A 25,696-nucleotide genomic window follows, 5' to 3' on the forward strand; every position below is an offset into this window, starting at 1 on the left:
GCTTAAATAACTTTATGTGGCGCTAATGAACTGCGCCACAAAAGTTAGGTTTTTTCTGTCCAACTTTTGGGGTCAGTACAGAAGGGCCGCTTTTTCTATCGTTTTTAGTGCTAAGACTACACAAAAAAGCCTAGTAAATCAAGGCTTTTTCCTGTTGTATTTAGATGCCCCCTACAGGGATTTGGAAAGGACTTTCATATTGAGAGCAATTAAAAATATTGAAATATAAGTGATTTTAGGTATTTTCAATGTCATGATTTAAAAATGGGACAAAAGTGGGGCAAAAACCATACAGATTCTAAACTGTATGGTTCTTTTTTTATCTAACCAAGAAAGGTTAAAACTTATTAAAACAAATGCAATCAACTGTTGAAAACTTTTTAGTCCGTGTAATATAAAAACAAGTAAAAAGTTGAACTATAGGGAATATTGTGTCATAATAGGTAATAGATGAATAATTAATAGATTGGAAATAATGCTTTCTTACCTTAACAAGTTGAATTGGTTATACATTTTTTCGTCGCAATTGTGTCTATCTCTCGAGTTTAGCTAGTTTTTATAAGCTCTGGTTTCTAATCAATATAACAAATTTTAGAAGTGCATAAGACAAGATGGTGACATTACTACAGTCATTTCTAGTCACCATATGTTGCTGGCACAGGCTGTTTGTAGTGTTGGCTATTTACTAGTCAGTTTAATCGGAGTGTTTAATTTTTATTGTTGAAAGGTTTTTATATGGCGAAAATTCTATCTTTAGGTCTGACAGGTAAGAAATTACTTGCTCAGGGGTTCTTGTTTGTTCTGCTAGGTCTCATCTTGATGGTCACGGGGACTTGGTTGCCAGTAACAGTTATTCGCCTGGTTCTGTTTTTAGCTTGGATAGCAACGGTCTTAGATTTAGTATTACGTATTTTCAAAAAAAGTCAGTCAACGGACACCTTGGGAGTTGCACTGGTTAAATTGTTAGTGCTGGGATATTTGCTTGGCTCCAATCTTGCGACGGATGTGCCGATTTATATTTTGGCTCTTGTGATTGGAGTTTATCAGATTTTTCATGCTAGTATTAACCTTGTCACCTATGTTCTCTACCGCAAAAACAAAATTCGACCTCGTTTTCGTCTCTTACTAGATGGACTCGTACTAGTTTTTCTTGGTGGGACTAGTCTTTTGTCCTCTACAGGAAATTCTGTCTTTCAACTCTTTGTTTTAGGGGCTTATTTTTTCCTTTATGGTGTGTCCAATATCCGTGACGGTTTCTTATTTGAAGGGGAAATTGGGAAAAACCATCTCAAACGTCGCATTAGAATTAGCTTACCTATTGTCCTAGCCGCTCTCATCCCTGCAAGAACTTTAGCAAAAATTAACAAATTTATGCTGGAAAATGCTGATGAGGAAGAAGATATCCATCTTGGAATAGTGAAGTCTGGTAAGACAGCAGAGCTAGAAATTTTTGTTCATACAGCTGAGACCTCCCTGTTTTCAGCTATTGGTCATGTGGATATCTGCTATCAAGGCCGTGTTATTTCTTATGGCAACTATGATCCGTCTTCTGAGACCTTATTTGGCATGGTAGGAGATGGTGTCTTATATTTCTGTGATCGTGACAAGTACATTGACCTATGTAAACGTGAGAGTCAAAAAACGCTTTTTGGTTATGGGATAGATTTGACGCCTGAAATGGAAAAAGCAGTTCAGAAAAAGTTGGCTGAATTGAAACAACTGACGATTCCATGGGAGCCAAGTGCAGATAAAATCATGACAGGTGATGGTAAGGAAGACTACACCTACGCTTATAAAATCAGACATGAGACAGATGGGGAACTTTATAAATTTATCAAATCTAAGTTTAAATCCTACTTTGTCTTATCTACAAACTGTGTGCTCTTGGCTGATACCATAGTCGGTCAGGCTGGCACCGATATCCTCTCACCCAAAGGATTTATCGCTCCAGGAACTTACCAAGCCTACCTTAATCGAGAGTTTGAAAAACCAAATAGTATAGTCGTATCTAAACATGTTTATTAAGGAGAATTTATGAACTTAGTAAAAAAATACACCCCGTTAATACTTTTTATAGGGCTGGTTGCTCTTGTAATTCTGAATGCATCGAGCTTTATATCAGGAGCAATCTCTCTCTTTGATGTAATATCAACCTTGATTTATGGTGCTGTTATTGCTTTTGTGCTTAATGTTCCTATGAAAAAAATTGAACAGTACTTAGTTAAATTGAAGGTAAAGGCAGAGTTGCGTCGTCCGATTGCCATGGTACTTGTTTTCCTAGCTCTTATCTTAATCGTGATTGCTCTTTTGGTTTTGGTGCTGCCAACCCTAGCCCAGACTATTAGTCAGCTGGGAACAGTCCTTTCAACAGTCCTTACTCAACTTGGGAAATTGCTAGGCAGCTCGGAATTTGTAACCAAAGACATGTTGTCAACTATCGTATCAGGCATACAGGGACAATCTAGTTCTATTAGCCAAGCTTTGATAGGTTTTTTATCAGGTCTGACTAGTAATATCGGCAATATTTTTTCAAGTTTGATGAATGCCTTTTTGATTATAGTCTTCACCTTTTTATTTTTATCCAGTAAGGAACATTTGGCAGCGATGACGAGTCGACTTCTAAAAGTTTTTCTTCCAGAGAAGGTGGTGATAAAGTTGACTTACATTGGACAAGTAGCACTAGAGACTTATGACCAATTTTTGATGAGTCAGCTGATTGAAGCAGTTATCATAGGAGTTATGATAGCGGTTGGTTACAGCGTGTTTGGGATACCCTATGGAGTAATGACAGGTATCTTTGCAGGAGTGCTATCGTTCATTCCTTATGTAGGGCCTATGATTGCTTGTGTTGTGGGAGCGATTTTTATCTTCACAGTGAGTCCTACTCAAGCCTTACTTTCTCTTCTTCTATATCAAGTTATACAGCTGATTGAAGGAAACCTTATTTATCCTAGAGTTGTAGGTCAGTCTATTGGTTTGCCAGCCCTTTTCACGCTTGCGGCTGCTAGTATTGGAGGCAATCTCTTTGGCTTACTTGGAATGATATTCTTTACACCGATATTTGCTGTTATCTATCGATTGGTTAAGGAATTTGTCGTTGCAAAGGAAAATCAGCTAGATTAAGAAAAACTAAATTTAATAAGATATACTGAGAAGAGAGTGAGAGATTCTCTTCTCTTTTATTTTTAAATACTTTTCTACAAAAAGCTATTAGACGTTAAAAAAAGCCTTGGTTTCAAGGCTTATTTCTGTTGATTTAGATGTGCCCCCTGCAGGGCTCGAACCTGCGCCCCATAGCTTAAGAGTCTACTGCTCTACCAACTGAGCTAAGGAGGCAACAGAAAAAGCTGAGAATGTAACTTCCCAGCTATTTTAATATGCCCAAAATGGCAGCTAGATTATTTACGAAAGGCATCAAGGATATAGGTGAAACCAACAATTAAAAATGCAAAGGCAACGACATAAACGACAAAGACACTTGTAGCTACTGGATTGAACAAAATCACTAGACCTAGTAAAAATGCAAGCAACGCTATCCACATGATATGGTTGCCAATAATAGGGAAAATCAATCCCAGACGATTGCCTTTAAAGAAAGCTATAATGGCTTCTACAATTAACCAAATTCCTAAAATAGTTGGAATGACAACTGGCAGCGTCACAAAGCCATAGGCAACGAGGTAAAGAGCTAAGAGAAGATTAACAATCCCTTGGAAAAGATGAGCTGGTGAGCGAAGCTCTTTTGGTACAGAGAAATAGCCTAAAATAGCTGCTATAGAAGAAACCAGTAAACCAAATGCAATCCACCAGCTGTAAGCAACAAGATTAGCTACTGGGTTTGTAAATAGGAAAAGTCCTAAAAGGACAAAAACAACTCCTGCAAGGAATAGCAGTAAACGATTAGAAAATTTCATTTCAATACCCCCTATATAGTATAGTTTGATAATAAAAATATTATACACCTTTTTAGAGGAAATGTCAATAAACAAAATGGAAAATTTGGAAGTTTCAGTCTGATTTATGAAAAGAAAATCAGTTTTTATTATTTTGAAAATAAAAAGAGAAGATAAAATTTGTCTTCTCTACATGAAAATATTGTATGGAATCAAAGCAAAAGTAACTGGCTTTACACTATTTGTAAAGATGTAATTTGATTCAAAAAGAAAAGATAGATTTAAAATGTGGGACAAATGATGGGGTAAATCAGTTATAGACAAGCAAAAAAAGCCTTGATTTACAAGGCTTTTTCCTGTTGTATTTAGATGCCCCCTACAGGGATCGAACCTGTGACCCACGGATTAAGAGTCCGCTGCTCTGCCAGCTGAGCTAAGGAGGCAAAGAAAAAAGCTGTATTGGTGCCGAAACTTCACGGTTTGTATTGAACCCGCGCAATTAAGCAGGTGGGCAACTCGCTCTAACTGAAGCTGTTTCCGTGTGAGACGGCCTACATGCTGTTAGAAGACTTTTGTTTCCCTAATAATACAAAAAATAGTCGGTCAACACTTAAGTGTGAAGTCGTACACCACAGCGTTTCTATGTTTATATAATACCACTTTTTCAAAAAAAATCAAGAGGAAAGTGCAATTTTTTGAAAAGGATTTCAGATTTTTCGCAAACGGTCGATAGCTTCCTTTCTTTGAGCCAAAGCCCGTTCATATTTACCAGTATCTTCTGCTTGGAAATAGTGATGATTACGAATTTTTTCTGGTAGATAGTCTTGCTTGACCCAATTTCCAGGGTAGTTGTGTGGATAGAGATAGTCTTGGGCATTCCCCAGTTCCTTGCTTCCACTGTAGTGCCCATCACGCAGGTGTCGCGGAATAGGCAAGTGCCCTGATGTTTTGAGGTCAGCAAGTGCCTTATCCATAGCCACATAAGCTGAGTTGGATTTCGGAGAAAGGGCCAAATCAATCACGACATTGGCAATGAGAATACGGGCTTCTGGGAAACCAATCTTCTGGGCAGCATCCAGAGCAGTCACGGTGTGAATCTGGGCTTCAGGATTGGCCAAACCGATATCTTCATAAGCGATAACAGTCAAACGACGAGCGAGACTTGGCAAATCACCAGCCTCAATCAAGCGGGCAGCATAGTGAAGACTGGCATCAACATCTGAGCCACGGATAGACTTTTGCAGGGCTGAGAGGACATCGTAGTGGCCATCTCCATCCTTATCCATAGTGATGTAGCTTCGCTGCAGGCTATTTTCCATGATGTCTAGAGTGATATGGCGGATGCCCTTGTCATTTTCGGGAGTAGAAAGAACAGCCAAGTCAAGTGAGTTGAAGGCAGAGCGAAGGTCTCCGTTTGTAGAGGTAGCAATGAAATCCAGCGCATCCTCATCTAGTTCTACTGGAAAATCAAAACCACGCTCAGGGTTACTTAGAGCTATCTGCAGGGCCTCTTTGACGTCTTGGTTAGACAGAGGTTCCAACTCAAAAATTTGAACACGGCTACGAATGGCAGGAGTGACAGAGAAGAAAGGATTTTCAGTCGTAGCGCCAATCATGATGACCAGACCACTTTCCAAGAGAGGTAAGAGGAAGTCTTGCTTGGTTTTATCTAGTCTATGAATCTCGTCTAGTAATAGGACGAGACCACCAGAGAATTTAGCCTCTTCCGCAATTTCTTGCAGTCGTTTTTTACTATCAACTGTCGCATTGAAAGTTCGAAAGGCATACTTAGTAGTCCCTGCGATGGCAGAGGCAATACTGGTCTTGCCGATTCCCGGAGGGCCATAGAGAATCATGGAGGACAGGCGGTTGGCTTCCACCATGCGACGAATGATTTTTCCAGGCCCGACCAGATGTTCCTGACCGATGACCTGGTCGATGGTTTTAGGGCGCATGCGAAGCGCGAGATTGTCTGGCATAGCAGTCCTTTCTAACGTAGATTTTCTGATGTATATGTGGTAAGATGGTAGTATCTATTTTAGCATATTTCCGAGCAATCGGGGCGATTTAAGAGTCGCATAGAAAGAGGACAAAATGGCAACATATGGATTTTTAGATGTTTTACAAGAAGAGTTGGACAAGAACTTTCCTTTTGATTATGAGATTAGTTGGGACAAGCGCAATCATGCGGTTGAAGTGAGTTTTTTGCTAGAAGCACAAAATGCTGCAGGGGTGGAGATGCTAGATGAAGACGGAGAGGTTTCATCAGACGACATTCTCTTTGAAGAAGCAGTGCTTTTTTACAATCCTGCCAAATCAACAGTCAATGAGGAAGACTATTTGACGGTCATTCCTTACTTGCCTAAAAAAGGATTTTCTCGCGAATTTTTAGCTTATTTTGCGCTTTTCCTTAAAGATACTGCCGAGGTTGGACTAGATGCTCTCATGGACTTTTTGGAAGACCCAGAAGCAGAAGAATTTGTCATGGAATGGAACCAAGAAGTCTTTGAAGAAGGGAAAGCAGGCTTGGAAGAGGGAGAATTTTATCCTTATCCGAGATACTAGGAGTTGGTTGGAGGTTTTATGAAGAAAATTGGGACTTATTTGATCTATGTGCTAGCTTTTGTATTTATTATGCTAGCTTTTGCTTGTGGAACCATCGCATTTGCAGAGTTGGGGTATGCCGCAGTTTTAGCCTTTACTTTTGGTTATGCCTTCGCTCTTTTAAGTATGTATTTAATCTTTATTCTTCATGAGCTGGGACATGCTTTTTGTGGCTACTTGACAGGCTATCGGCTGGTGGCTTTTGGATTAGGACATTTTATTTTGACCAAAAAGTCAGGCAGGTTTCATCTTAGTAGAACAGCCATTCTGAAAAATGTTGGTGCTCAATACATTGGTTTAAAAGAGGATGAGAGCGATCAAAGAATCATCCTGATGCTTTCAGGAGGCTTGATGGTTCATCTCAGCTTGATGTTATTGGCGATATTGTTTGGATTTTTGACAAGAAGCTGGTATTTTGCAGGGACTTGGATTTTTCTTAATTTGTCTTTCTTCCTAAATAACATTTTGCCAGTCGACATCACCGATGGAGCAAAAATATGGGAATTGCTACAACACCCTGAAAATACGAAATACGCCTACCTGATGTTGAGGCATTCTGCCCAGACCTTGCTAGCTCCTCAAGAATATGATTTAAAAGACTTTATCATGTTGATGAGGAGGCGAGAGGGAGTTTTGCAGAAAGTGTTCAGACTCTTCAGGGCTTGGTATTCATATTGGACGATAATATAGAGCTTGCAAAGCAAGAGTTTCAGTCTGTGCTAGAGAAAACAGATAATCCAATGTCTAAAACTAGTTCTCAATTATACCTTCTTCAAATTGCTCTGATAGAAGGAGATAATAAGAAAGCGGAAGAATATGCAAGTATTCGAGGGGTCAAATCCTTTTTATCTCTAAAAACAGCAGATATGCAGGTCATTCAAGCTTGGTATCAATTTAAGGTAAAGAAAGATGTGGTTCAAACTCACAAGGCTATGAAGATTGCTAGACATAAAATGAATAGCAGCCGGATGTTACGGGATGAGAAAATCTATTATCAAAACTGGTTAGCCGAGCTGGAAGAGGAATTAGCCGAAGGAGTTTAATATGGAAATAGAGATTTCTGATTTCACAGGCTGTAAGATTGCTTTGTTTTGTGGGGATAGGCTCTTGACTATCTTACGCGATGATAAGGCAAGCATTCCCTGGCCCAATATGTGGGAACTTCCAGGCGGCGGACGAGAGGAGGATGAAAGTCCTTTTGAGTGCGTGGCGCGTGAAGTTTATGAAGAACTGGGAATTCATTTGACTGAGGATTGTCTGCTTTGGAGTAAGGTTTATCCAAGTATGCTTTTTGCGGATAAACAATCTGTATTTCTAGTCGGTCAGTTGACACAGAACCAGTTTGACAGTATCGTATTTGGAGATGAAGGTCAGGGCTATCAGTTGATGAATGTCGAGGAATTTCTTAGTTCCAGTCAAGTTGTACCTCAGTTGCAAGAGAGATTAAAAGATTATTTAAAAGTAAGTGATTAGAAAGGATGGTTCAGTTAAATTTCTAAACTGAACTCGCCCTAAACACTGTGCCAAAAAGATAAACTTCTCTTAGACATAAGCGTCTTCAGAGAATTTCCTATTTTGGCTTTGTGTTTTACGGGCTTGGTATCTTAATGATGGAAACATGGCAAGAGTTAAAAGTTACAGTTAAGCGTGAGGGGGAGGAATTGGTTTCCAACCTCCTGATTGAGCTGGGAGCGCAAGGTGTTGCGATTGAAGACAGCATGGACTATGTGGGAAATGTCGACCGCTTCGGCGAGATTTTCCCAGAGGTTGAGCAGCAAGAAGAAATCGTTGTGACAGCCTATTACCCTGAAACGGTAGATGTGGAAGTGGTTGAGGCAGACTTGCAGGCTCGCTTAGCAGAATTGACAGATTTTATGGATTTGGGAGAGGTCAAGATGGGGACAACTGCCTTGGCTGAGGAAGATTGGGCTGACAATTGGAAGAAATACTATGAACCCGCTCGTATCACTCATGACTTGACCATCGTGCCGTCTTGGACAGACTATGAGGCGACTGCGGGAGAAAAGATTATCAAGCTGGATCCAGGTATGGCGTTTGGTACTGGGACGCATCCAACAACTAAGATGAGCCTCTTTGCCTTGGAACAGATTCTTCGTGGTGGGGAAACAGTGCTAGATGTGGGGACTGGATCAGGCGTCCTCTCCATTGCTAGCTCGCTGCTTGGTGCCAAGGAAATTTTCGCCTATGACCTAGATGATGTGGCAGTTCGGGTCGCTCAGGAAAATATTGAGCTAAACCCTGGTATGGAAAACATCCATGTAGCAGCAGGAGACTTGCTTAAGGGTGTGGAGATTGAAGCAGATGTCATCGTGGCCAATATTTTGGCGGATATCCTAGTTCATCTGACGGATGATGCTTATCGCTTGGTCAAGGATGAAGGCTATCTCATCATGAGTGGAATTATTAAGGACAAGTGGGATATGGTTCGCGAGTCGGCTGAGTCAGCTGGATTTTTCCTTGAAACCCACATGGTTCAAGGGGAATGGAATGCCTGTGTCTTTAAGAAAACCAAGGATATTTCAGGTGTGATTGGAGGCTAGCATGCAACAGTATTTTGTCAAAGGCAGTGCTGTCTCTCCTGTCACCATCGAGGACAAGGAAACCAGCAAGCATATGTTTCAGGTTATGCGCTTGAAAGAAGATGATGAGGTTACTTTGGTATTTGATGATGGAATTAAGCGCTTGGCGCGTGTGCTGGATGTGGAAGCCCGTCAGTTTGAGTTAATCCAAGAATTGGCTGACAATGTGGAACTGCCAGTCCAAGTGACCATTGCATCCGGCTTTCCCAAGGGGGACAAGCTGGAGTTTATCACTCAAAAAGTAACCGAACTGGGTGCCAGCCAAATCTGGGCCTTCCCTGCCGATTGGTCCGTTGCTAAGTGGGATGGCAAGAAATTGGGTAAAAAGGTTGAAAAACTAGAAAAAATTGCCCTTGGAGCAGCAGAGCAAAGTAAGCGTAATGTTGTCCCAAGTATCCAGCTTTTTGAGAAGAAAGCAGATTTTCTAGCCCAACTTGACCAGTTTGACCGCGTCGTAGTGGCTTATGAAGAGTCGGCCAAAGAAGGAGAAAGCGCTGCGCTTTTACAAGCAGTTACTGGACTCGAGAAAGGAGACAAATTGCTCTTTATCTTTGGTCCAGAAGGTGGTCTGTCACCTGCAGAAATTGAGAGTTTTGAAGCTAAAGGAGCCGTATTGGCAGGACTTGGTCCTCGCATTCTAAGAGCAGAAACAGCACCGCTTTACGCCTTATCAGCCCTTAGTGTTTTATTAGAATTAGAGAAATGAGAGGAAGAAAATGGAACAAAAACACCGTTCAGAATTTCCAGAGAAGGAACTTTGGGATTTAACAGCCCTATACCAAGACCGTGAGGATTTCTTGCGTGCAATCGAGAAGGCTCGTGAAGACATCAACCAATTTAGTCGTGATTACAAGGGCAATCTTCATACTTTCGAGGATTTCGAGAAGGCCTTTGCGGAATTGGAACAAATCTACATTCAGATGAGCCATATTGGCAACTATGGCTTTATGCCGCAGACGACAGACTATAGCAATGACGAATTTGCCAATATTGCACAAGCTGGGATGGAATTCGAAACAGATGCCAGCGTAGCCTTGACCTTTTTTGACGATGCCTTGGTGGAAGCTGATGAGGAAGTCTTGGACCGTTTGGGTGAGTTGCCACATTTAACAGCTGCCATTCGTCAGGCCAAAATCAAAAAAGCCCACTATCTAGGGGCTGATGTGGAGAAGGCCTTGACCAATCTGGGTGAAGTTTTCTACAGTCCACAGGACATTTACACTAAGATGCGAGCTGGGGATTTCGAAATGGCCGACTTTGAAGTCAATGGCAAGACCTACAAAAACAGCTTTGTCACCTATGAAAATTTCTACCAAAACCATGAGGATGCTGAGGTTCGTGAGAAATCTTTCCGTTCCTTCTCAGAAGGTCTTCGTAAGCACCAAAATACGGCTGCAGCAGCCTATCTAGCCCAAGTCAAGTCTGAAAAACTATTGGCAGATATGAAGGGCTACGAATCAGTTTTTGATTATCTTCTAGCTGAGCAGGAAGTGGATCGTGCCATGTTTGACCGCCAGATTGACCTCATCATGAAGGATTTTGCGCCCGTTGCTCAGAGATACCTCAAGCATGTTGCCAAGGTAAATGGTCTTGAAAAGATGACTTTTGCAGACTGGAAATTGGACTTGGACAGCGCCCTTAATCCTCAAGTGACCATTGACGACGCCTATGATTTGGTCATGAAGTCAGTAGAACCTTTGGGGCAGGAATATTGTCAGGAAGTTGCGCGCTATCAAGAAGAGCGCTGGGTGGACTTTGCTGCTAACAGTGGCAAGGATTCTGGCGGCTATGCAGCGGACCCATATCGCGTGCATCCTTATGTTCTCATGAGCTGGACAGGTCGTTTGAGCGATGTCTATACCTTGATTCATGAAATCGGGCATTCTGGTCAATTCATCTTTTCAGATAATCACCAGAGCTACTTCAACGCCCACATGTCGACCTACTATGTTGAAGCGCCGTCAACTTTCAATGAATTGCTCCTCAGTGACTACTTGGAGCACCAGTCTGACGACCCTCGTCAAAAACGTTTCGCCCTTGCTCACCGTTTGACAGACACCTACTTCCATAACTTTATCACTCACCTTTTGGAAGCAGCCTTCCAGCGTAAAGTGTATACATTGATTGAAGAAGGAGAGACCTTCGGGGCAAGCAAACTAAATAGCATTATGAAGGAAGTCTTGACGGATTTCTGGGGAGATGCCATTGAAATCGACGATGATGCAGCTTTGACTTGGATGCGCCAAGCTCACTACTACATGGGCTTGTATAGTTACACTTACTCAGCTGGACTTGTGATTTCGACTGCAGGTTACCTCCATCTTAAAAACTCTGAGAATGGAGCTGAAGACTGGCTCAATCTCCTCAAATCAGGTGGTAGCAGGACACCACTTGAGTCAGCTATGATTATCGGAGCAGATATCTCTACAGATAAACCACTCCGTGATACCATCCAATTCTTGTCAGGCACAGTTGACCAGATTATCGCTTACAGTGCCCAGTTGGGAGCGTAAAGATTGGACAGAGTTTTAGGAGAATAATATGAATAGAATCAAAGAATGGCTAGAGCAAGATCCCAAAAGAATGCATTTTATCAAAATTGGTCTAGTTTTGTGGGGAATCATTTTATTGATTGCTCTACCTACTCTCTATCTTGTATTGAGTGGAGTCGGTATTTGGTATTTTGTAAAGAAAGCACCAGATATTCGAAAAAGAAATTTAATGATAGGGCTTTTCATTGTTAGTTTTGTTGCAGTTGCTCTCCAAACCCCAACTGTTACAAAGAAAACTTCATCTTCTCAATCAGAAACTAAGCAGACTGTGACATCTACTGCTTCGACATCTTCAACGACGGATACTTCATCTAGCATAGAGGAGGCGAAACGAATCGAAGACGAGAAAAAAGCTAAAGAAAAAGCAGAAGAAGAGAGAATTGCCAAAGAAAAAGCTGCAAATGAGTTGCAAGAAAAAGGTGAAGACTTAGTCAAACAATTGGAAGAAAGTCAAGATGCGAGTCAAGTGCAGTCTGCCAAAGAAACAGTTAATCAAATTGAAAATAACGATAAAAAGGCAGAATTGCTCGATAGGATAGGTACAGTTGAGTCATTAATTTCTCAAAAAGAAGAGGAGAAAAGAATTGCTCATGAAGCTGAGACTAAAGCCCAACAGCAAGATAGAATTGTTTACGTCGCTAAGAATGGGCAAGCGAAAGTATATTGGTATAACAAGGATAGAATGCCGTCAAATACTAATAAAGCCAACGTTGTCGAGATGACAGAGGCTGATGCAATTGCTGCAGGCAAACGTCCATCTAAAAAAGAATAAGATAGAAAGTTATCTTGGACGTCTTTTTGAACAGTTGCTAGAAATGTAGAGGTATTGACCATGTATCAAGAGTTACTTAGAAAAATAGCAGAAGAAAAACCAAGTTATCATCAGGAGGAAATCCAGTATTTGCTTGATCATTTGGGAGATCCTTCTCCAGAAATTCGCGATGATCTTGTTTTTACAAGCTTTGCTAGAGGGATTCAGGAAGAGCTATTTACACAGGAACAATTTTATTTCATTGCTGAAGGGATTTCATCTGATGGAGGACTAGACAAAGAGATTGATAAGGTAGGCTTGTCAACACTTGAACGTTCTTTTAGGGCGCTTATTTATGCAAATCTCTTGTCTGCGGATGCCAATCAGCAATCGATTTTTTATCAGGGATTAAATGCAGGAATTCGTAATGTCCTTTTAAATCAAGGTTTGTATTATCTTTCAAAAGAAAAGGATACAAGGGGTTTTTCAAGTCAGTATGGTTGGGTTCATGCTTTTGCACATGGAGCCGATTTACTGACAGAGGTGGTTTGTCATCCAAACTTTCCTAAAAACAGAGTTCATGAAGTATTTGAGATACTTGGCCAACTATTTAAAAGAGTTTCGATTCGCTTTACAGATGATGAAGATTGGCGTTTAGCCAGAGTGCTTTATGAACCGATTTTACAAGGGAAGTTGGAGCAAGAGCAAGTGACTTCTTGGATAAAAGCTGTTGACTTTCTGATAGAAGAAAGGGAAGATTTTTATAAATTTTCCAACTTTAAGTCCTGTCTGTTGGAAGTCTATGTCCAACTTGACCAGAGAAATAGTTTACAAGATGACTTGAAAGAAGCTATCCAGTATTTTCAATACTAGGGATTAGCTAATATTACTTTTTGAAAGAGTTTCTATTGTATTCTCCTAACTAATAATGAAAACTAATAAAAGAGGTTGAATCGTTTTCCAACCTCTTTTCCTGTATCTTAATGGAATTGCATACCACCATCAACGATAATGGTTTGTCCTGTAATGTAGTTTGAATCTGGTCCTGCAAGGAAGCTGACGGCAGCAGCCACATCTTCTGGTTCAGATAGACGTTTTAGAGTAATATCTTTTGCAAATGTCTGCATACCCCACTCGTCATCTTTTCCTGCATTTTTACCAACTTCATGAGCGATATCGTACATCATTGGTGTTTTAACAATACCTGGTGCGTAGGCGTTAACAGTGATGCCTGAGTCTGCTAAATCACGTGCTAATGTTTGCGTAATTCCGCGAACAGCAAATTTGGTTCCGCCATAAACAGTTAGATTTGGATTGCCGACTACACCAGCTTGAGAAGTTGCGTTGATAATTTTACCTCCGTGGCCAAGTGCTTTAAATTGCGCTTGTGCAGCTTGTGAACCCCAAATGACACCACCAACGTTGATACCGAAAGTGCGTGTAAATTGTTCCTCAGTAATTGTATCAAGAGGAGTAGTTGGAGCAACACCAGCATTATTTACGACAACATTCAAATCACCAAAATGGTCAACAACTTTTTGAAATGCTTGGGCAACTTCTGCCTGTTTCGAAACATCGGCCACGACAGCGAAGGCATTTTCAGCTGATAATTCGGCAACAGCCTTTTCAGCTGTTTCGGGATTGTAGTCTAAGACTCCTACCTTAAAGCCATCTTGAACCAATCGTTTTGCGATTGCAAAACCGATTCCTTGACCTGCACCTGTGACAATAGCAACTTTAGACATATGATTCCTCCTTGGTATCCACGATACCATTCAAACGTTCATAAAAGAACAGCAAAGTTGTAAAAATTAGTTCAAATTAGGGAATAAATAACATATCTGAACTATGTTAATAGTATATACCTTTAGAAAAAATGTTTCAAATAAACACTACCGTTTTTATAGAATTTTATCCCGAAAATTTCCAATCAATTTTCTTGAAACCCTTTCCCTCTTTTGATAGACTAGTATTTAGTTTTTAAAAAAGGAGAAAGAAAATGAAAAAATTTGTCGCTGAGTTAATCGGTACTTTCATGCTTGTGTTCATCGGAACAGGAGCTGTTGTTTTTGGAAATGGTCTTGATGGTCTTGGACACCTTGGAATTGCTTTTGCCTTTGGTTTGGCAATCGTAGTCGCAGCTTTCTCAATCGGGACTGTTTCAGGTGCTCACTTGAACCCAGCTGTTTCGATTGCTATGTTTGTTAACAAACGTTTGTCATCTTCTGAGCTTGTAAACTACATCCTTGGACAAGTAGTTGGAGCTTTCTTAGCATCTGCTTCTGTATTCTTCCTCTTGGCAAATTCAGGTATGTCAACTGCTAGTCTTGGTGAAAATGCCTTGGCAAACGGTGTCACTGTCTTTGGTGGTTTCTTGTTTGAAGTCATCGCAACTTTCTTGTTTGTCTTGGTTATCATGACTGTGACATCAGCAAGCAAGGGCAATGGCGCGATTGCTGGTTTGGTAATCGGTTTGTCATTGATGGCTATGATTCTTGTGGGATTGAACATTACTGGACTTTCAGTAAACCCAGCTCGTAGCTTGGCACCAGCTGTTTTGGTAGGTGGCGCAGCCCTTCAACAAGTATGGATTTTCATCCTTGCACCAATCGCTGGTGGTGTTCTTGCAGCCCTCGTTGCGAAAAACCTCCTTGGAACAGAAGAATAATTGAAACTCAAAAAGCCTTGCTCCTCATCTTGAGGAACAGGGCTTTTTCGTATGAGTTTAACGGTTGTCAACTTTCTCTGGATAAAGGTCGTGTTGGAAGAGGCGTTGTTCTGCCAAGCCTTCATACTTAGTTCCTGGCTTACCGTAGTTGTAGTAGGGGTCGATTGAAATGCCACCGCGCGGAGTGAATTTACCCCAGACCTCTAAATAGCGAGGGTCTAGCAAGTTGACCAAGTCTTTCCCGATGGTGTTGATACAGTTTTCGTGGAAATCTCCGTGGTTTCGGTAGCTAAAGAGGTAGAGTTTGAGGGATTTTGACTCGACACAGAGCTTGTCAGGGATGTAGGAAATATAGATAGTTGCAAAGTCTGGCTGAGCGGTAATAGGGCAAAGTGAGGTAAATTCAGGACAGTTAAATTTGATGAAATAGTCATTTTCCACATGACGATTGTCAAAGGATTCGAGGACTTCTGGTTGATACTCGAAAATGTAGTTAGTTTCTTTGTTGCCCAGTAGGCTTAGGTTTTTCATTTCTTCTTGTTGTGACATGATTTTTTCTTTCTAATTTAAACACCACGTTGATTATCGTAGAGGAGGGTATGCAGTTGAGGAAGGACGCGGACATTGCCCCAGCTATCGTCGGCAGCGATGCGTTCCCAGAGTTCTTTGAGACGATCCAATTGGTCTTGGACAATATTACCTGTAGCCTTGGGCTCAGGATTTCCAGCCGATAAGAAGAGGACATCTGGTTGGTAGCGTTCTTGTATGCCTCTGGCAAAGGCCAAATCTGCATCGTCAAAGACAGGGATTTTAAAGGTGACCTTGTCTGGATCCAGTTGGGAAACGATAAAGTCCAGGGTCTCAAAGTTGACTTCCATCTTGGATGAAGGAGGTTTGGGACTGAGAGTAACCTGGTCGATGTCTTTCAACCAATTTTGCCAGCGGGAGCCTTGGGTCTCAACAGCTAGAGTGACACCACGTTCCTTGAGTTTGGTTACTAGCTCAGCCATGTTGGCTGCTAGGATAGCAGGATTTCCCCCAGATAGGGTGACATAGTCGTAGCTCCCCAATTTATCCAAGGCAGCAATGACCTCGTCAGCTGTCATGCGAGTTGGTTTTTCAGAACCATCCCAAGTGAAGGCAGAATCACACCAGTCGCAGTGGTAGTCGCAACCTGCAGTGCGGACAAACATGGTTTTCTGCCCAATAGCACGGCCTTCGCCTTGAAAGGTTGGCCCAAAAATTTCCAAAACTGGTAGTTTGAGGACACGTTCCCTAGTCATCTAACCACTCCCGTCTAAACTCTGCAAAGGCAGTCGGAGTTTCATAGAGGCGAACATATTCCAAACGGAGACCACGTTCGTCTGGCAACTCTTGGTTCATGGTTTGGAAAATCCAGTAAACCATATTTTCAGCAGTCGTGTTCATATAGGGAAGAGTTTCGTTTAGATAGCGATGATCCAAGTGGGGCTCTAAGTAGTTCTTGTAGATGGCTTTGATATCTCCGAAATCGTAGGCCATGCCACGTTCATCTAAAAAACCACTGACAGCAATTTGCAAATGATAGGTGTGACCATGAAGGGATTTGCATTTTCCCTCATAGTGAAAGAGATGGTGGGCAGCATCAAAAGTAAATTCTTTGGAGACTAGAGTCCGATAAGGATTGTAGACAAGAGACTCCCCAGTTTCTTGTTTGATTTCTTTGGGTGCAAAAAACATTAGTCCTCTCCTTTCTGTGAGAGATAAACATCTAGACCATGCTGACGTAGATGGCAGGCTGGGCAATCTCCACAGCCACTTCCGATAATCCCGTTGTAGCAGGTTAAGGTCTTTTCACGAACGTAGTCAAAGGCACCGAGTTGGTCAGCCAATTCCCAAGTTTCAGCCTTGTCTAGCCACATGAGAGGTGTTTGGATAACGAAGTCGTAATCCATGGCAAGGTTGAGGGTAACATTAAGGGATTTTACAAAGACATCTCTACAATCGGGGTAGCCTGAAAAGTCTGTTTCGCAGACACCTGTCACGATGTCTTTAATGCCTCGTTGCTTAGCAAGAACTGCCGCAAAGGACAGAAAGAGGTGGTTGCGACCGTCAACGAAGGTATTGGGAATCTCTCCCTCTTTTTGCTCAATCTCCAGATCAGAAGTCAAGGCATTTTCAGTGATTTGTCCCAGCAGAGACATATCTAAGATATGATGACGAATCCCCTGTTCCTTAGCGATTTCTCTAGCGATTTGAATTTCGAGATGATGGCGTTGGCCGTAAGCGAAGGTGACAGCTTCGACTGTTTCATAGTGTTCTTTAGCCCAAAAGAGGCAGGTTGTGGAATCTTGACCGCCACTAAAGACGACCAAGGCAGATTGACGTTTCATAGTACTCCTTCCAAAATGGGAAATGTTCAGAGCACGCAAAAAGCTCCCTTGAGGGAGCTAAAAAATACCAAGTAGAGGTTTTTTTTAGCGATGGCATGTCCCAAACATCGTAATATTCTACTTACAGTCTAGCATATTTTTTGAAAAATAGCAAAGGGCAAGAAAAAAGAGACCAAAGCAAGTACTTGGTCTCTCGTTTGATTAGCTCAATTCAGCAACGATGGCCTTGATTTGTTCTGCTGTGTGAACACCAGCAACTTGTTTGACAACTTGGCCGTCTTTTTTGAAGAGAAGAGTTGGGATAGACATGATTCCAAAGGCACGAGCTGTGTTTGGATTTTCATCAACGTCCATTTTAACGATTTTCAAAACATCTTCTGAAAGCTCTTCAGACAATTTGTCCAAGATTGGACCTTGCATACGACATGGACCACACCAAGTTGCCCAGAAGTCTACCAAGACCAAACCGTCTTTAGTTTCTTGTTCGAATGTTGCATCTGTAATTGCTTTTGCCATTGTATTTCTCCTTTTTTAGTTATATTGGCTTAAATCTTGTTTCTTGAGATAGAAGAAGATATCTCCGTAAGTCCCATGATAGTCCAAATCATGACCGTTGTAAGTTAATTTTTGGACTGGGTAGTAGTCTGCGACGCCGATAAGGCAAGCTTGTTGCGAACGATCAAAATCTTCATAAGACTCGAAAGTCACAGTTCTTTCGTTCTTGCTGGCATCTAGATAGGTAATTTCAATCATTTTAAAAACTCCTTTGTTTAATGATGACTTTATTTTACTCCTTGTAAAAGAGAATGTCAAGAAAAATGATTGCGCACGCAACTTTTTTCCAAAATCATCTTAAAGCAAGAAATCCAAACCTGTTTCCAAGCTTTCTTCGACAGCCTTTTGTAGAGAGGCCAGTGTCTTTTGCCCATCACTTGTCAGGCAGATAAAGCTAGAGCGTCTATCTTGATCGCAACACCTGCGACTGAGTAGACCGCAATTTTTAGCTTCCAAGCGAGCCACCATCCGAGAAACAGCGCTTGGGCTCAGATGAAGTTTGTCTGGTAGGTCAATCTGGCGTAGAGATTTTTCTTGGGCCAAGTCCAGATAGTAGAGCAGGTAAAACTCTTTCAAGGTCAGACTTTGGTCACTCTGCTGGGCAATGATCTCTTCCAAGAGATTTTCGATTTCTTTCTGACGCCGATTGAAGTCAAACCATTTTTCCAAATAGGTCATAGTATCTCCTTTCTTTTGAGAGTTATAAATAGAAGAATGTCCATTAACGGACAGTCTCTGCATCACAAGATGATTGCGCATGCAATAATTATACTACTTTTCAAGAATGCTGGCAAGAAGGACGATGAAATCTTTTATCCTAAATCACGCCTGTTTATGCTAGTCTTCAATTGCCTGTATCCCCTTTCTTCTTAAACTTTCATCGACTCTTGTGTATTTCCTTGAAATTTTCTGAAAAAAGAGTAAACTGGTATGCAAGAAGTCTATTTCGTGGAGTTTAGGATGAAATTATATGTTCAATTAATGATCCTCTTTGTGATTTCTCTAATCGGAGAGGGGATTTCCAGTTTCTTTCATTTGCCCATACCAGGCAGTATTATCGGTTTGATTATTCTCTTTCTAGCCCTACAATTCAAGTGGCTGAGAACAAGGCATGTCAACATGGTCGGGAATTTCTTGCTGGCCAATATGACCATTCTCTTTTTACCACCAGCAGTGGGAATTATGGAAAAGTTTGATGTGATTGCTCCCTATCTTTTGTCAATTGTTTTGATTGTCTTTTTTGCGGCTGTTATTAATATTATCCTTATTGCCTTGGTGGTTCAGTTTATCAAGAGACGATTTGAGGGAGATTATGAGAAAGGAGATACCAAATGAGTGAATTTGTTTCTAATCCCCTGTTCGGGCTTGCCCTGTCTATCCTAGCTTATCTAGTGGGAATGCTGATTTACAGACGTTTTCCTCATCCATTGACAACGCCCTTGCTTTTGTCAGCTGTTTTCATTATTATCTTTCTAAAGGTGACGGGGATTTCTTACCAAGATTACTACCAAGGTGGGGTTTATCTGAATAACTTGATTGTCCCATCGACCGTGGCTCTAGGGATTCCGCTTTACAAGAGTTTTCACTTGATGAAGCACCATGCTCGTAGTATTCTCTTTGGAAGTCTGTTAGCTGTAGTGGTTAATACCTCTTTCACAGCCCTTGTGGCTAAAATCTTTGGCATGGACTTTTTCCTAGCCATTTCTCTCTTTCCTAAGTCAGTGACAACCGCTATGGCAGTGGGAATTACAGAAAAATTGCAAGGTCTGACCACTGTGACCTTGGTGGTTGTAGTGGCAACTGGGATTTTAACCAGTGTTATCGGCCCAACCATTTTGAAGTGGTTGAAAATTGATGACCCAGTAGCTGTTGGTCTTTCCCTTGGAGGAACAGGTCATGCTGTCGGAACGGGAACAGCCTTTCGATACGGTTCTGTAGCAGGAGCCATGGGTGGTTTGGCTATCGGTGTCACCGGTATTCTCTATGTTTTTGTCAGCCCTATTGTAGCCAGTTTGATATTGAGTTAAAAAGCAAGGAATTCGGGTTCCTTGCTTTTTCAAATCGTATGTTATAGAGTATTACTTTTCTTTTCTTAGGTGAATGACTTGATCGTAGTGGTTTAAGTCTTCTTCTGTGTAGTGGTGAATGACTTCAATAACCGTTTGAGGTAGGGAGAAGAGCAAGTCGCTAATTTTTCTGCTATTTTCCGAGTCAAGATTGGCCTTGATTTCATCTGCTAAGATGAGTTGGTTGTCATGGTAGAGGGCGCGGGCGATTTCTAGGCGTTGTTTCTCGCCACCAGACAGACTATCATTACTGAGCGTTCGATTTTTCAAATGTTCTAAACCTGTTTTTTTGAGGATATGATTTAAAGTCTCTGGATTTTTATCCAGTCCTAGAAGGATATTGTCTTCCAGAGATAGCGTGTCAAAGTAATGGCTATCTTGGAGGATATAGGAACTAAAGCTTGTGATTTCTTGACGTGACAGGTTCTGACCAGCAAAGCTAATCTGTCCACTTGTCGGTGTCTCTTCTCCATGAATGATATTGAGCAGGGTTGTCTTACCAGAGCCACTTTCCCCGATAATGGCAATTTTTTCTCCTTGCTTGATGTACATGGAAATCGGAGACAGGAGGCTATTCCCATCTTTTTCTAGGGAGATGGTGTTAAGCTGGATAGGGAAAATATTTTCTATGCTTCTAGGCGAGATGAAGTTAGACTGGCCCAAAAGTTTTTGGTATTTGTTGAGAAGAGTTCTATTCGCTTTTCGGGTGTTGGTAAAGTAAGCCAACTCTTGGAATTGATAACCGATATTATGGGAAACCAGATAGATGGCCACAAAACTCGCCGCATCTAAATAATTATAGTAGGTCATAAAGCCACCGATGACGATAGGTGTGACAGAACAAAAGGCATCGATGCTATTGATTAAGAGACTGTTTAAAGTTCGTTGCTTTTCATAGTTAATTTCGGTATCTAGACTGGTTTGTAATTGCTTTTGATAGCGAGCAAAAAAGTAGTCTTGCCCCTGATAATGGCGAATTTGTTGGCTGCCACCAATAAAATTTGTCAAGCTTGATAAGTAGCTCTGGTTAACAGTTGACCGCTTTTCAGAAAGTGAATCCAAGCGCTTTGATCCGATAGCACTGCAGAGTACAGGAAAGGAGTAGAAGAGGATGAAAATCAAGCCTAAGTAAAAATTGGTCCACAAGGCATAGAGAATGGACACAGTGGTGAAACCAAGAGAAGAAATGATGATGACGGTTGGCTCGATATAGCTTTCTTCTAGTTGCTTGACGTCGTTTTCTAGGTCAGACAAAATATCCTTTTCATCAATCTCATAACTGCTTAAAAATCGCTTGAAAATAGCACTCTTGATTCCATATTTAAAGTCAGTAATCAAACGGGCGTAGTAATAGCGTTTCCCAGCTAAGCCTAGTAATAGAATGAGGTTTCCAAGGATTCCCAAAATCAAAACTTTCCAAAGAAGGCCTAGTTCTTGATTGGTAAAACTAGCAACAATGTTCTGAACAAGGGCTGGTGTGATAATCGCTTCCAGCCAGGTAACGGCAATAGAAAAGAAGTAAAGTATGAGGTGTTTCTTAGTAACAAATCTTCTCAGCATAAAGAGTTGACCTCCTTATCGATATACATGTAATTAGTTTTAAAGTCATTATACTCCTTTATCTCAAATACTTCATATAAAAATATAATTTTTGGTGGATATACAATTAAATGACAATGTCAAAATGTAACAGATTAAATAAAAAGCGAACAAAACAGAATTTGTTGTTTCGATTCGCTTTTTGTATTATCATCTAGATTTTTCTTGTAGCTCTGATAACATTTAGTCTGAGCAGGTACACTAATAGCTGATGGAATAAAATGTGTACATTAGATTATTTCCAAGCGCCACTGGCATCTACATAGTAGCCATCTGGTGTGTAGGTATTGTGAAGCATCTTACCTGATGAAGCGAGGTAGTACCAAGATCCACTATCTTTTACCCAGCCTGTTGCCATAGAACCTGAGTTGTTTAGATAATACCAAGATCCACTATCTTTGATCCAACCTGTCGCCATAGAACCTGAGTCTTTTAGGTAATACCAAGAGTGATTATCATATAGCCAGTCACTAGCAATCATAGCTCCTGATGATTTAAAGGCATACCAGTTGCCACCTTGATAGAGCCAAGTTTGATTGAACATGACTCCTTTATCATTCATAAAGTACCAAGTTCCCTTGTCCTTAACCCAAGCATTTTTAACTAATTGCCCTTGTTTTTGATAGTACCAGCTTTCACTGTAATTCTTTTTTAGCCAACTTTCTGCTTTTAGAATCGGATAAAGTATTTTGAAGGCTCCTGCCCCCCTGTAGGAATGACTGATAACTCCTGGTTTTTGAAGTTTCAATTCTTCATAGTCGTCTGCCCAAGCAAAGACTTTTTGACCATTGACAGTCTCTGGTAAGGTAGCAGTGTAGGTCTTAGTTTGATAGTCCCATTTTGCATCAAGGTAGGTGTGTTGATCATTTGATTCGTCAATACGGAAGTAACCACTCTTTCCACCGTCATTATATACATCATCTACTACTTTAGTGGACCAGGTCTTTACTTCATTTCCACTCTTGGCTTCTACCTTGATATCCCCTCTATAGCCATAAGGAACGTAGAAATTCAGGTAACGCCCCTCTACACCCATCATAGACTTGTCCTTTTCTTGACCTAGGAAATTGACAGTTTGATCTTGACCATTGAGACTAACCGTCCACTCGATTTTCTCAGTTTTTGGCAAATCCAATACTTTGATATCTACTTCATTGCCATTGTCAAATTGAAGAATTTTGCCATCTTGATACTTAATACCACCCTTGACAACCCATTCTTCTTTCAATTCGAAGGCCTTTCCTGAATGAGGGAAAGCTAGTAAAGCTAAACCTGCTAGAGATAAACCAAATAATGTGATTTTTTTTGATACTTTCATTTTCTTAACCCCTTATTTTTGGAATAAAACAAATTGACTGTTTTCTGGATAAACTGATACATGTTGCTCCTTATTACTGCTTGATGCAGCTTCAAGGACTAGAGGATAAGAGTATTGATACAGTTCCTCTAAAGTGATTTTTCCGTTAGTATTGGTGTCTGCCATAGGCGAAATCATTCTATTTTGAAGTGAATCCCAACCTGTACCCATTGCCCAGTATCTGGTGGCAAGACTACCTACTCCGACTGCACTATACGATTTTTCACCTTTCCAAGAGGCACATAGTACGAGGAATTTAGAATCAAGCATTTCACCATTCTTACTTGCTGGATCTCCTGTTGAAAATCCTGCCAAAAATGCTTGTTCATCAAATCTTTCTTCAGAATTGGAGACGGCCTTTTCATCTGATTTACCTACATCTATAATTTTTCCTGAATAGCAACAATCCAGCATAACCACAAACTTACCTTTGTATTGTTTCAGTATAGATGCTAATTCCCAACCTGAAAAGGATGTTTTATCGCTACCAATGGCTATCGTCCCATCTTCTCCTCCATGACAAGTAAGGTAAAGATAGTTCACATCGCTTTCGCTAGAAGATTTGAAAAGTTCTTCCATTTTTGCAATAATCTCAGCTTTTGTCTTATCAGGGAACCGAACAACTTCGCTAAAGTTTTGGTTACTAAAAACCTTTTCCATAGCATTAACGTCTTCGATAGGTACTTCTATCGTTGATGTTTCACCAAGAACTAAAGCACGGCGATTAATCGTTTGTCTTGCTCCACTACTAGCAAAGAAATAAGTATCATCTCCAATATTGTGCCAACCTGTCTGCATAGCACCGCTATCAGCTAAATAATATTGTTTTCCTTCGATAGTCTGTAGGCCAGTTTGCATGACACCGCTAGTATTTAAATAGTACCAACTACCAGAAATCAAACACCAGCCTGTTTTCATAGCACCACTATCATCTAGATAATACCAATTTCCATACTCATTGAACCAACCTGTTTTCATCCAACCTTCACTATCAAAATAGTACCAGGTTTCATTGATCTTTTCCCACCCGTTTTTAGTGTAAGAACCGTCAGAATGTTTATACCACCAACGGCCATTCGATTGAATCCAACTGCCGTCAGAGTGACTATAAGCCTTGGGAGAAATAGATTCTTGAGCAGAAACTGGACTATTTACTGGTAGTGTTGTCACTAGGCTCAGTAAAGCAACTGATGACAATAAAATTTTTTTCATAATCATATTGTCCTTTCTGTTTTATTTTTGTATAATCATAATCATATCACAAATAAAAAAACAGGTTTAATTTTTTGCAGAAATGGAAGAGGAATACTATGGAAAATTTTGGAGCAGTTTTAAAGTGCTTGCCTTTTGTAGTATAATTGTCTTGCATCTCTGTGCCTTTCTTATGTTTTTGACTGAATAAAAGTCTAATAAGTAGGAGAGGTTCTTTTCCATAATTTCTCGAATAGAATACAAAAAGCGAACAAAACAGAATTTGTTGTTTCGATTCGCTTTTTGTATTATTAAATAGATTTTTCTTGTAGTTCTGATAACATTTAGTCTGAGCAGGTGCACTAATAGCTGATGGAATAAAATGTATACTTTAGCTTATTTCCAAGCGCCACTGGCATCTACATAGTAACCATCAGGTGTATAGGTGTTGTGAAGCATCTTACCAGTTGAAGCAAGATAGTACCACTGACCGCCATCTTTTACCCAACCAGTCGCCATAGCACCTGAATTGCTTAGGTAATACCAAGAGCCACTATCTTTGAGCCAGCCTGTTGCCATAGCACCTGAGTCTTTTAGGTAATACCAAGAGTGATTATCATATAGCCAATCACTAGCAATCATGGCTCCTGATGGTTTAAAGGCATACCAGTTGCCACCTTGATAGAGCCAAGTTTGATTGAACATGACACCTTTATCATTCATAAAGTACCAGCTTCCATTGTCCTTAACCCAAGAATTTTGAACTAATTGACCTTGTTTTTGATAGTACCAGGTTTCATCGTCACTATTTTTTCGATTTAGCCAGCTTTCTGCTTTTACAATCGGATAAAGTGTTCTGAAGGCTCCTCCCCCCTTGTAGGAATGACTGATAACTCCTGGTTTTACAAGTTTCATACCACCAGACTCCTCTGCCCAAGCAAAAACTTTTTGACCATTGACAGTCTCTGGTAAGGTGGCAGTATAAGTCTTGGTTTGATAGTCCCATTTGGTATCAAGGTAGGTGTATTGATCATTAGATTCTTTAATATGGTAGTAGCCTCTCTTTCCACCGTCATGATATACATCATCAACCACTTTAGTGGACCAGGTCTTCACCTCATTTCCGCTCTTGGCCTCTACCTTGATATCTCCTCTATAGCCATATGGAACATAGAAATTCAGGTAACGTCCTTCTTCACCGATATTGGATCTATCCACTTCTTGAGCTAGGAAATTGACAGTCTGGTCTTGACCATCTAAAGTAACTTTCCACTCGATTTTCTCAGTTGTTGGCAAATCCAAGGCTTTGATATCTATGTCATGGCCATTGTTAAATCGAAGAATTTTACCATCTTGATATTGAACACCACCCTTAATACGCCATACCTCTTGTAGCTCAAAAGCTTTGGCAGATTGAGGAAGAATAAACATAGCCAACCCTGCCAATGACAAACTAAATAGTGTGATTTTTTGTGATATTTTCATTTT

Annotated in this window: 26 protein-coding genes, 2 tRNA genes and 1 pseudogene; 13 read left to right on the forward strand and 16 right to left on the reverse strand. The window is 40.7% G+C overall.

Annotated features, from left to right (window positions below):
* Positions 1 to 735: 735 nt before the first annotated feature.
* A complete protein-coding gene (locus KV696_RS04515; protein WP_219966989.1) occupies positions 736 to 2,025 on the forward strand; it encodes a DUF308 domain-containing protein in 1,290 nt (429 codons plus the stop codon).
* Between the two features lie 9 nt (positions 2,026 to 2,034).
* Positions 2,035 to 3,123: an AI-2E family transporter gene (locus KV696_RS04520; RefSeq protein WP_042750600.1), complete on the forward strand. Its 1,089-nt coding sequence runs from the start codon at positions 2,035 to 2,037 to the stop codon at positions 3,121 to 3,123.
* Positions 3,124 to 3,263: 140 nt separating this feature from the next.
* Here KV696_RS04520 and KV696_RS04525 read toward each other — a convergent pair.
* The 4 genes from KV696_RS04525 to KV696_RS04540 form a co-directional block, all read right to left on the reverse strand.
* A tRNA-Lys gene (locus tag KV696_RS04525) sits at positions 3,264 to 3,336 on the reverse strand.
* Positions 3,337 to 3,398: 62 nt separating this feature from the next.
* The gene (locus KV696_RS04530) at positions 3,399 to 3,914 is read right to left on the reverse strand and encodes a DUF308 domain-containing protein (protein ID WP_000672739.1); all 516 of its coding nucleotides are present in this window, start codon (positions 3,912 to 3,914) and stop codon (positions 3,399 to 3,401) included.
* 349 nt (positions 3,915 to 4,263) lie between these two features.
* Positions 4,264 to 4,336: transfer RNA gene (locus KV696_RS04535), tRNA-Lys, on the reverse strand.
* 264 nt (positions 4,337 to 4,600) lie between these two features.
* Positions 4,601 to 5,872: a replication-associated recombination protein A gene (locus KV696_RS04540; protein WP_219966990.1), complete on the reverse strand. Its 1,272-nt coding sequence runs from the start codon at positions 5,870 to 5,872 to the stop codon at positions 4,601 to 4,603.
* Between the two features lie 115 nt (positions 5,873 to 5,987).
* On the opposite strand from KV696_RS04540, the gene KV696_RS04545 reads away from it, so the two are divergent.
* From KV696_RS04545 to KV696_RS04580, 8 genes and pseudogenes are all read left to right on the forward strand, one after another.
* Positions 5,988 to 6,458 carry a DUF3013 family protein gene (locus KV696_RS04545; RefSeq protein ID WP_219966991.1) on the forward strand — a complete coding sequence of 157 codons (471 nt, stop codon included), beginning with the start codon at positions 5,988 to 5,990 and terminating at the stop codon, positions 6,456 to 6,458.
* An 18-nt stretch (positions 6,459 to 6,476) separates the two neighbouring features.
* A pseudogene (locus tag KV696_RS04550) lies at positions 6,477 to 7,540 on the forward strand (site-2 protease family protein).
* A gap of 1 nt (position 7,541) precedes the next feature.
* The gene (locus KV696_RS04555; protein ID WP_219966992.1) at positions 7,542 to 7,970 is read left to right on the forward strand and encodes an NUDIX hydrolase; all 429 of its coding nucleotides are present in this window, start codon (positions 7,542 to 7,544) and stop codon (positions 7,968 to 7,970) included.
* A 137-nt stretch (positions 7,971 to 8,107) separates the two neighbouring features.
* Entirely contained in the window at positions 8,108 to 9,058 is a 951-nt protein-coding gene (prmA, locus tag KV696_RS04560) for a 50S ribosomal protein L11 methyltransferase (RefSeq protein ID WP_309147683.1), read from the forward strand.
* A gap of 1 nt (position 9,059) precedes the next feature.
* Positions 9,060 to 9,803 (forward strand): 16S rRNA (uracil(1498)-N(3))-methyltransferase, encoded by a 744-nt coding sequence (locus KV696_RS04565; protein ID WP_219966994.1) that lies wholly within the window; start codon positions 9,060 to 9,062, stop codon positions 9,801 to 9,803.
* A gap of 10 nt (positions 9,804 to 9,813) precedes the next feature.
* Positions 9,814 to 11,610: an oligoendopeptidase F gene (gene pepF, locus KV696_RS04570; RefSeq protein ID WP_219966995.1), complete on the forward strand. Its 1,797-nt coding sequence runs from the start codon at positions 9,814 to 9,816 to the stop codon at positions 11,608 to 11,610.
* A 28-nt stretch (positions 11,611 to 11,638) separates the two neighbouring features.
* On the forward strand, positions 11,639 to 12,421 hold the full coding sequence (locus KV696_RS04575) for a deoxyribonuclease (RefSeq protein WP_219966996.1): 783 nt from the start codon (positions 11,639 to 11,641) through the stop codon (positions 12,419 to 12,421).
* 60 nt (positions 12,422 to 12,481) lie between these two features.
* Entirely contained in the window at positions 12,482 to 13,273 is a 792-nt protein-coding gene (locus KV696_RS04580; protein ID WP_219966997.1) for a DUF2785 domain-containing protein, read from the forward strand.
* A 107-nt stretch (positions 13,274 to 13,380) separates the two neighbouring features.
* Here KV696_RS04580 and KV696_RS04585 read toward each other — a convergent pair whose 3' ends face one another.
* Positions 13,381 to 14,145 carry a (S)-acetoin forming diacetyl reductase gene (locus KV696_RS04585; RefSeq protein ID WP_000048147.1) on the reverse strand — a complete coding sequence of 255 codons (765 nt, stop codon included), beginning with the start codon at positions 14,143 to 14,145 and terminating at the stop codon, positions 13,381 to 13,383.
* 254 nt (positions 14,146 to 14,399) lie between these two features.
* Here KV696_RS04585 and KV696_RS04590 point away from each other — a divergent pair, with 254 nt between their 5' ends.
* Positions 14,400 to 15,068 (forward strand): MIP/aquaporin family protein, encoded by a 669-nt coding sequence (locus KV696_RS04590; protein WP_219966998.1) that lies wholly within the window; start codon positions 14,400 to 14,402, stop codon positions 15,066 to 15,068.
* A gap of 57 nt (positions 15,069 to 15,125) precedes the next feature.
* Here the strand turns inward: KV696_RS04590 and queF are convergent, their stop codons facing one another.
* From queF to KV696_RS04625, 7 genes are all read right to left on the reverse strand, one after another.
* A complete protein-coding gene (gene queF / locus KV696_RS04595) occupies positions 15,126 to 15,617 on the reverse strand; it encodes a preQ(1) synthase (protein WP_000082588.1) in 492 nt (163 codons plus the stop codon).
* A gap of 17 nt (positions 15,618 to 15,634) precedes the next feature.
* Positions 15,635 to 16,351 (reverse strand): 7-carboxy-7-deazaguanine synthase QueE, encoded by a 717-nt coding sequence (gene queE / locus KV696_RS04600; protein WP_023938861.1) that lies wholly within the window; start codon positions 16,349 to 16,351, stop codon positions 15,635 to 15,637.
* Entirely contained in the window at positions 16,344 to 16,787 is a 444-nt protein-coding gene (gene queD, locus KV696_RS04605) for a 6-carboxytetrahydropterin synthase QueD (RefSeq protein WP_219966999.1), read from the reverse strand. The genes queE and queD overlap by 8 nt, the downstream gene beginning before the upstream one ends.
* Positions 16,787 to 17,440 carry a 7-cyano-7-deazaguanine synthase QueC gene (gene queC, locus KV696_RS04610; RefSeq protein ID WP_219967000.1) on the reverse strand — a complete coding sequence of 218 codons (654 nt, stop codon included), beginning with the start codon at positions 17,438 to 17,440 and terminating at the stop codon, positions 16,787 to 16,789. The genes queD and queC overlap by 1 nt, the downstream gene beginning before the upstream one ends.
* A 201-nt stretch (positions 17,441 to 17,641) precedes the next feature.
* On the reverse strand, positions 17,642 to 17,956 hold the full coding sequence (trxA, locus tag KV696_RS04615; protein WP_001029581.1) for a thioredoxin: 315 nt from the start codon (positions 17,954 to 17,956) through the stop codon (positions 17,642 to 17,644).
* Between the two features lie 15 nt (positions 17,957 to 17,971).
* Positions 17,972 to 18,193, reverse strand: coding sequence for a DUF4649 family protein (locus KV696_RS04620; RefSeq protein WP_000570255.1), 222 nt, complete (start codon positions 18,191 to 18,193; stop codon positions 17,972 to 17,974).
* A gap of 99 nt (positions 18,194 to 18,292) precedes the next feature.
* The gene (locus KV696_RS04625) at positions 18,293 to 18,673 is read right to left on the reverse strand and encodes a MarR family winged helix-turn-helix transcriptional regulator (RefSeq protein ID WP_219967001.1); all 381 of its coding nucleotides are present in this window, start codon (positions 18,671 to 18,673) and stop codon (positions 18,293 to 18,295) included.
* A gap of 282 nt (positions 18,674 to 18,955) precedes the next feature.
* Between KV696_RS04625 and KV696_RS04630 the strand changes: the two genes are divergently transcribed.
* Together KV696_RS04630 and KV696_RS04635 are read left to right on the forward strand one after the other, a co-directional pair.
* On the forward strand, positions 18,956 to 19,330 hold the full coding sequence (locus tag KV696_RS04630) for a CidA/LrgA family protein (RefSeq protein ID WP_219967002.1): 375 nt from the start codon (positions 18,956 to 18,958) through the stop codon (positions 19,328 to 19,330).
* On the forward strand, positions 19,327 to 20,022 hold the full coding sequence (locus KV696_RS04635; RefSeq protein ID WP_219967003.1) for an LrgB family protein: 696 nt from the start codon (positions 19,327 to 19,329) through the stop codon (positions 20,020 to 20,022). The genes KV696_RS04630 and KV696_RS04635 overlap by 4 nt, the downstream gene beginning before the upstream one ends.
* A gap of 51 nt (positions 20,023 to 20,073) precedes the next feature.
* On the opposite strand, the gene gggC is transcribed toward KV696_RS04635, so the two are convergent.
* The 4 genes from gggC to KV696_RS04655 all read right to left on the reverse strand — a co-directional run bounded on the left by gggC (position 20,074) and on the right by KV696_RS04655 (position 25,693).
* On the reverse strand, positions 20,074 to 21,621 hold the full coding sequence (gene gggC, locus KV696_RS04640; RefSeq protein WP_219967004.1) for a streptosactin export ABC transporter GggC: 1,548 nt from the start codon (positions 21,619 to 21,621) through the stop codon (positions 20,074 to 20,076).
* Positions 21,622 to 21,895: 274 nt separating this feature from the next.
* Positions 21,896 to 22,978 (reverse strand): N-acetylmuramoyl-L-alanine amidase family protein, encoded by a 1,083-nt coding sequence (locus KV696_RS04645; protein ID WP_023943805.1) that lies wholly within the window; start codon positions 22,976 to 22,978, stop codon positions 21,896 to 21,898.
* Between the two features lie 12 nt (positions 22,979 to 22,990).
* Positions 22,991 to 24,229, reverse strand: coding sequence for a caspase family protein (locus KV696_RS04650; RefSeq protein ID WP_219967005.1), 1,239 nt, complete (start codon positions 24,227 to 24,229; stop codon positions 22,991 to 22,993).
* Between the two features lie 375 nt (positions 24,230 to 24,604).
* Positions 24,605 to 25,693 carry an N-acetylmuramoyl-L-alanine amidase family protein gene (locus tag KV696_RS04655; RefSeq protein WP_219967006.1) on the reverse strand — a complete coding sequence of 363 codons (1,089 nt, stop codon included), beginning with the start codon at positions 25,691 to 25,693 and terminating at the stop codon, positions 24,605 to 24,607.
* Positions 25,694 to 25,696 lie beyond the last annotated feature (3 nt).

It is taken from the genome of Streptococcus humanilactis, from assembly GCF_019448275.1.
Taxonomy (GTDB): domain Bacteria; phylum Bacillota; class Bacilli; order Lactobacillales; family Streptococcaceae; genus Streptococcus; species Streptococcus humanilactis.

Coding starts and splice junctions, on each gene's coding strand:
- KV696_RS04515 (WP_219966989.1), top strand. CDS start 736: ATGGCGAAAATTCTATCTTTAGGTCTGACAGGTAAGAAATTACTTGCT.
- KV696_RS04520 (WP_042750600.1), top strand. CDS start 2,035: ATGAACTTAGTAAAAAAATACACCCCGTTAATACTTTTTATAGGGCTG.
- KV696_RS04530 (WP_000672739.1), bottom strand. CDS start 3,914: ATGAAATTTTCTAATCGTTTACTGCTATTCCTTGCAGGAGTTGTTTTT.
- KV696_RS04540 (WP_219966990.1), bottom strand. CDS start 5,872: ATGCCAGACAATCTCGCGCTTCGCATGCGCCCTAAAACCATCGACCAG.
- KV696_RS04545 (WP_219966991.1), top strand. CDS start 5,988: ATGGCAACATATGGATTTTTAGATGTTTTACAAGAAGAGTTGGACAAG.
- KV696_RS04555 (WP_219966992.1), top strand. CDS start 7,542: ATGGAAATAGAGATTTCTGATTTCACAGGCTGTAAGATTGCTTTGTTT.
- prmA (WP_309147683.1), top strand. CDS start 8,108: ATGGAAACATGGCAAGAGTTAAAAGTTACAGTTAAGCGTGAGGGGGAG.
- KV696_RS04565 (WP_219966994.1), top strand. CDS start 9,060: ATGCAACAGTATTTTGTCAAAGGCAGTGCTGTCTCTCCTGTCACCATC.
- pepF (WP_219966995.1), top strand. CDS start 9,814: ATGGAACAAAAACACCGTTCAGAATTTCCAGAGAAGGAACTTTGGGAT.
- KV696_RS04575 (WP_219966996.1), top strand. CDS start 11,639: ATGAATAGAATCAAAGAATGGCTAGAGCAAGATCCCAAAAGAATGCAT.
- KV696_RS04580 (WP_219966997.1), top strand. CDS start 12,482: ATGTATCAAGAGTTACTTAGAAAAATAGCAGAAGAAAAACCAAGTTAT.
- KV696_RS04585 (WP_000048147.1), bottom strand. CDS start 14,145: ATGTCTAAAGTTGCTATTGTCACAGGTGCAGGTCAAGGAATCGGTTTT.
- KV696_RS04590 (WP_219966998.1), top strand. CDS start 14,400: ATGAAAAAATTTGTCGCTGAGTTAATCGGTACTTTCATGCTTGTGTTC.
- queF (WP_000082588.1), bottom strand. CDS start 15,617: ATGTCACAACAAGAAGAAATGAAAAACCTAAGCCTACTGGGCAACAAA.
- queE (WP_023938861.1), bottom strand. CDS start 16,351: ATGACTAGGGAACGTGTCCTCAAACTACCAGTTTTGGAAATTTTTGGG.
- queD (WP_219966999.1), bottom strand. CDS start 16,787: ATGTTTTTTGCACCCAAAGAAATCAAACAAGAAACTGGGGAGTCTCTT.
- queC (WP_219967000.1), bottom strand. CDS start 17,440: ATGAAACGTCAATCTGCCTTGGTCGTCTTTAGTGGCGGTCAAGATTCC.
- trxA (WP_001029581.1), bottom strand. CDS start 17,956: ATGGCAAAAGCAATTACAGATGCAACATTCGAACAAGAAACTAAAGAC.
- KV696_RS04620 (WP_000570255.1), bottom strand. CDS start 18,193: ATGATTGAAATTACCTATCTAGATGCCAGCAAGAACGAAAGAACTGTG.
- KV696_RS04625 (WP_219967001.1), bottom strand. CDS start 18,673: ATGACCTATTTGGAAAAATGGTTTGACTTCAATCGGCGTCAGAAAGAA.
- KV696_RS04630 (WP_219967002.1), top strand. CDS start 18,956: ATGAAATTATATGTTCAATTAATGATCCTCTTTGTGATTTCTCTAATC.
- KV696_RS04635 (WP_219967003.1), top strand. CDS start 19,327: ATGAGTGAATTTGTTTCTAATCCCCTGTTCGGGCTTGCCCTGTCTATC.
- gggC (WP_219967004.1), bottom strand. CDS start 21,621: ATGCTGAGAAGATTTGTTACTAAGAAACACCTCATACTTTACTTCTTT.
- KV696_RS04645 (WP_023943805.1), bottom strand. CDS start 22,978: ATGAAAGTATCAAAAAAAATCACATTATTTGGTTTATCTCTAGCAGGT.
- KV696_RS04650 (WP_219967005.1), bottom strand. CDS start 24,229: ATGAAAAAAATTTTATTGTCATCAGTTGCTTTACTGAGCCTAGTGACA.
- KV696_RS04655 (WP_219967006.1), bottom strand. CDS start 25,693: ATGAAAATATCACAAAAAATCACACTATTTAGTTTGTCATTGGCAGGG.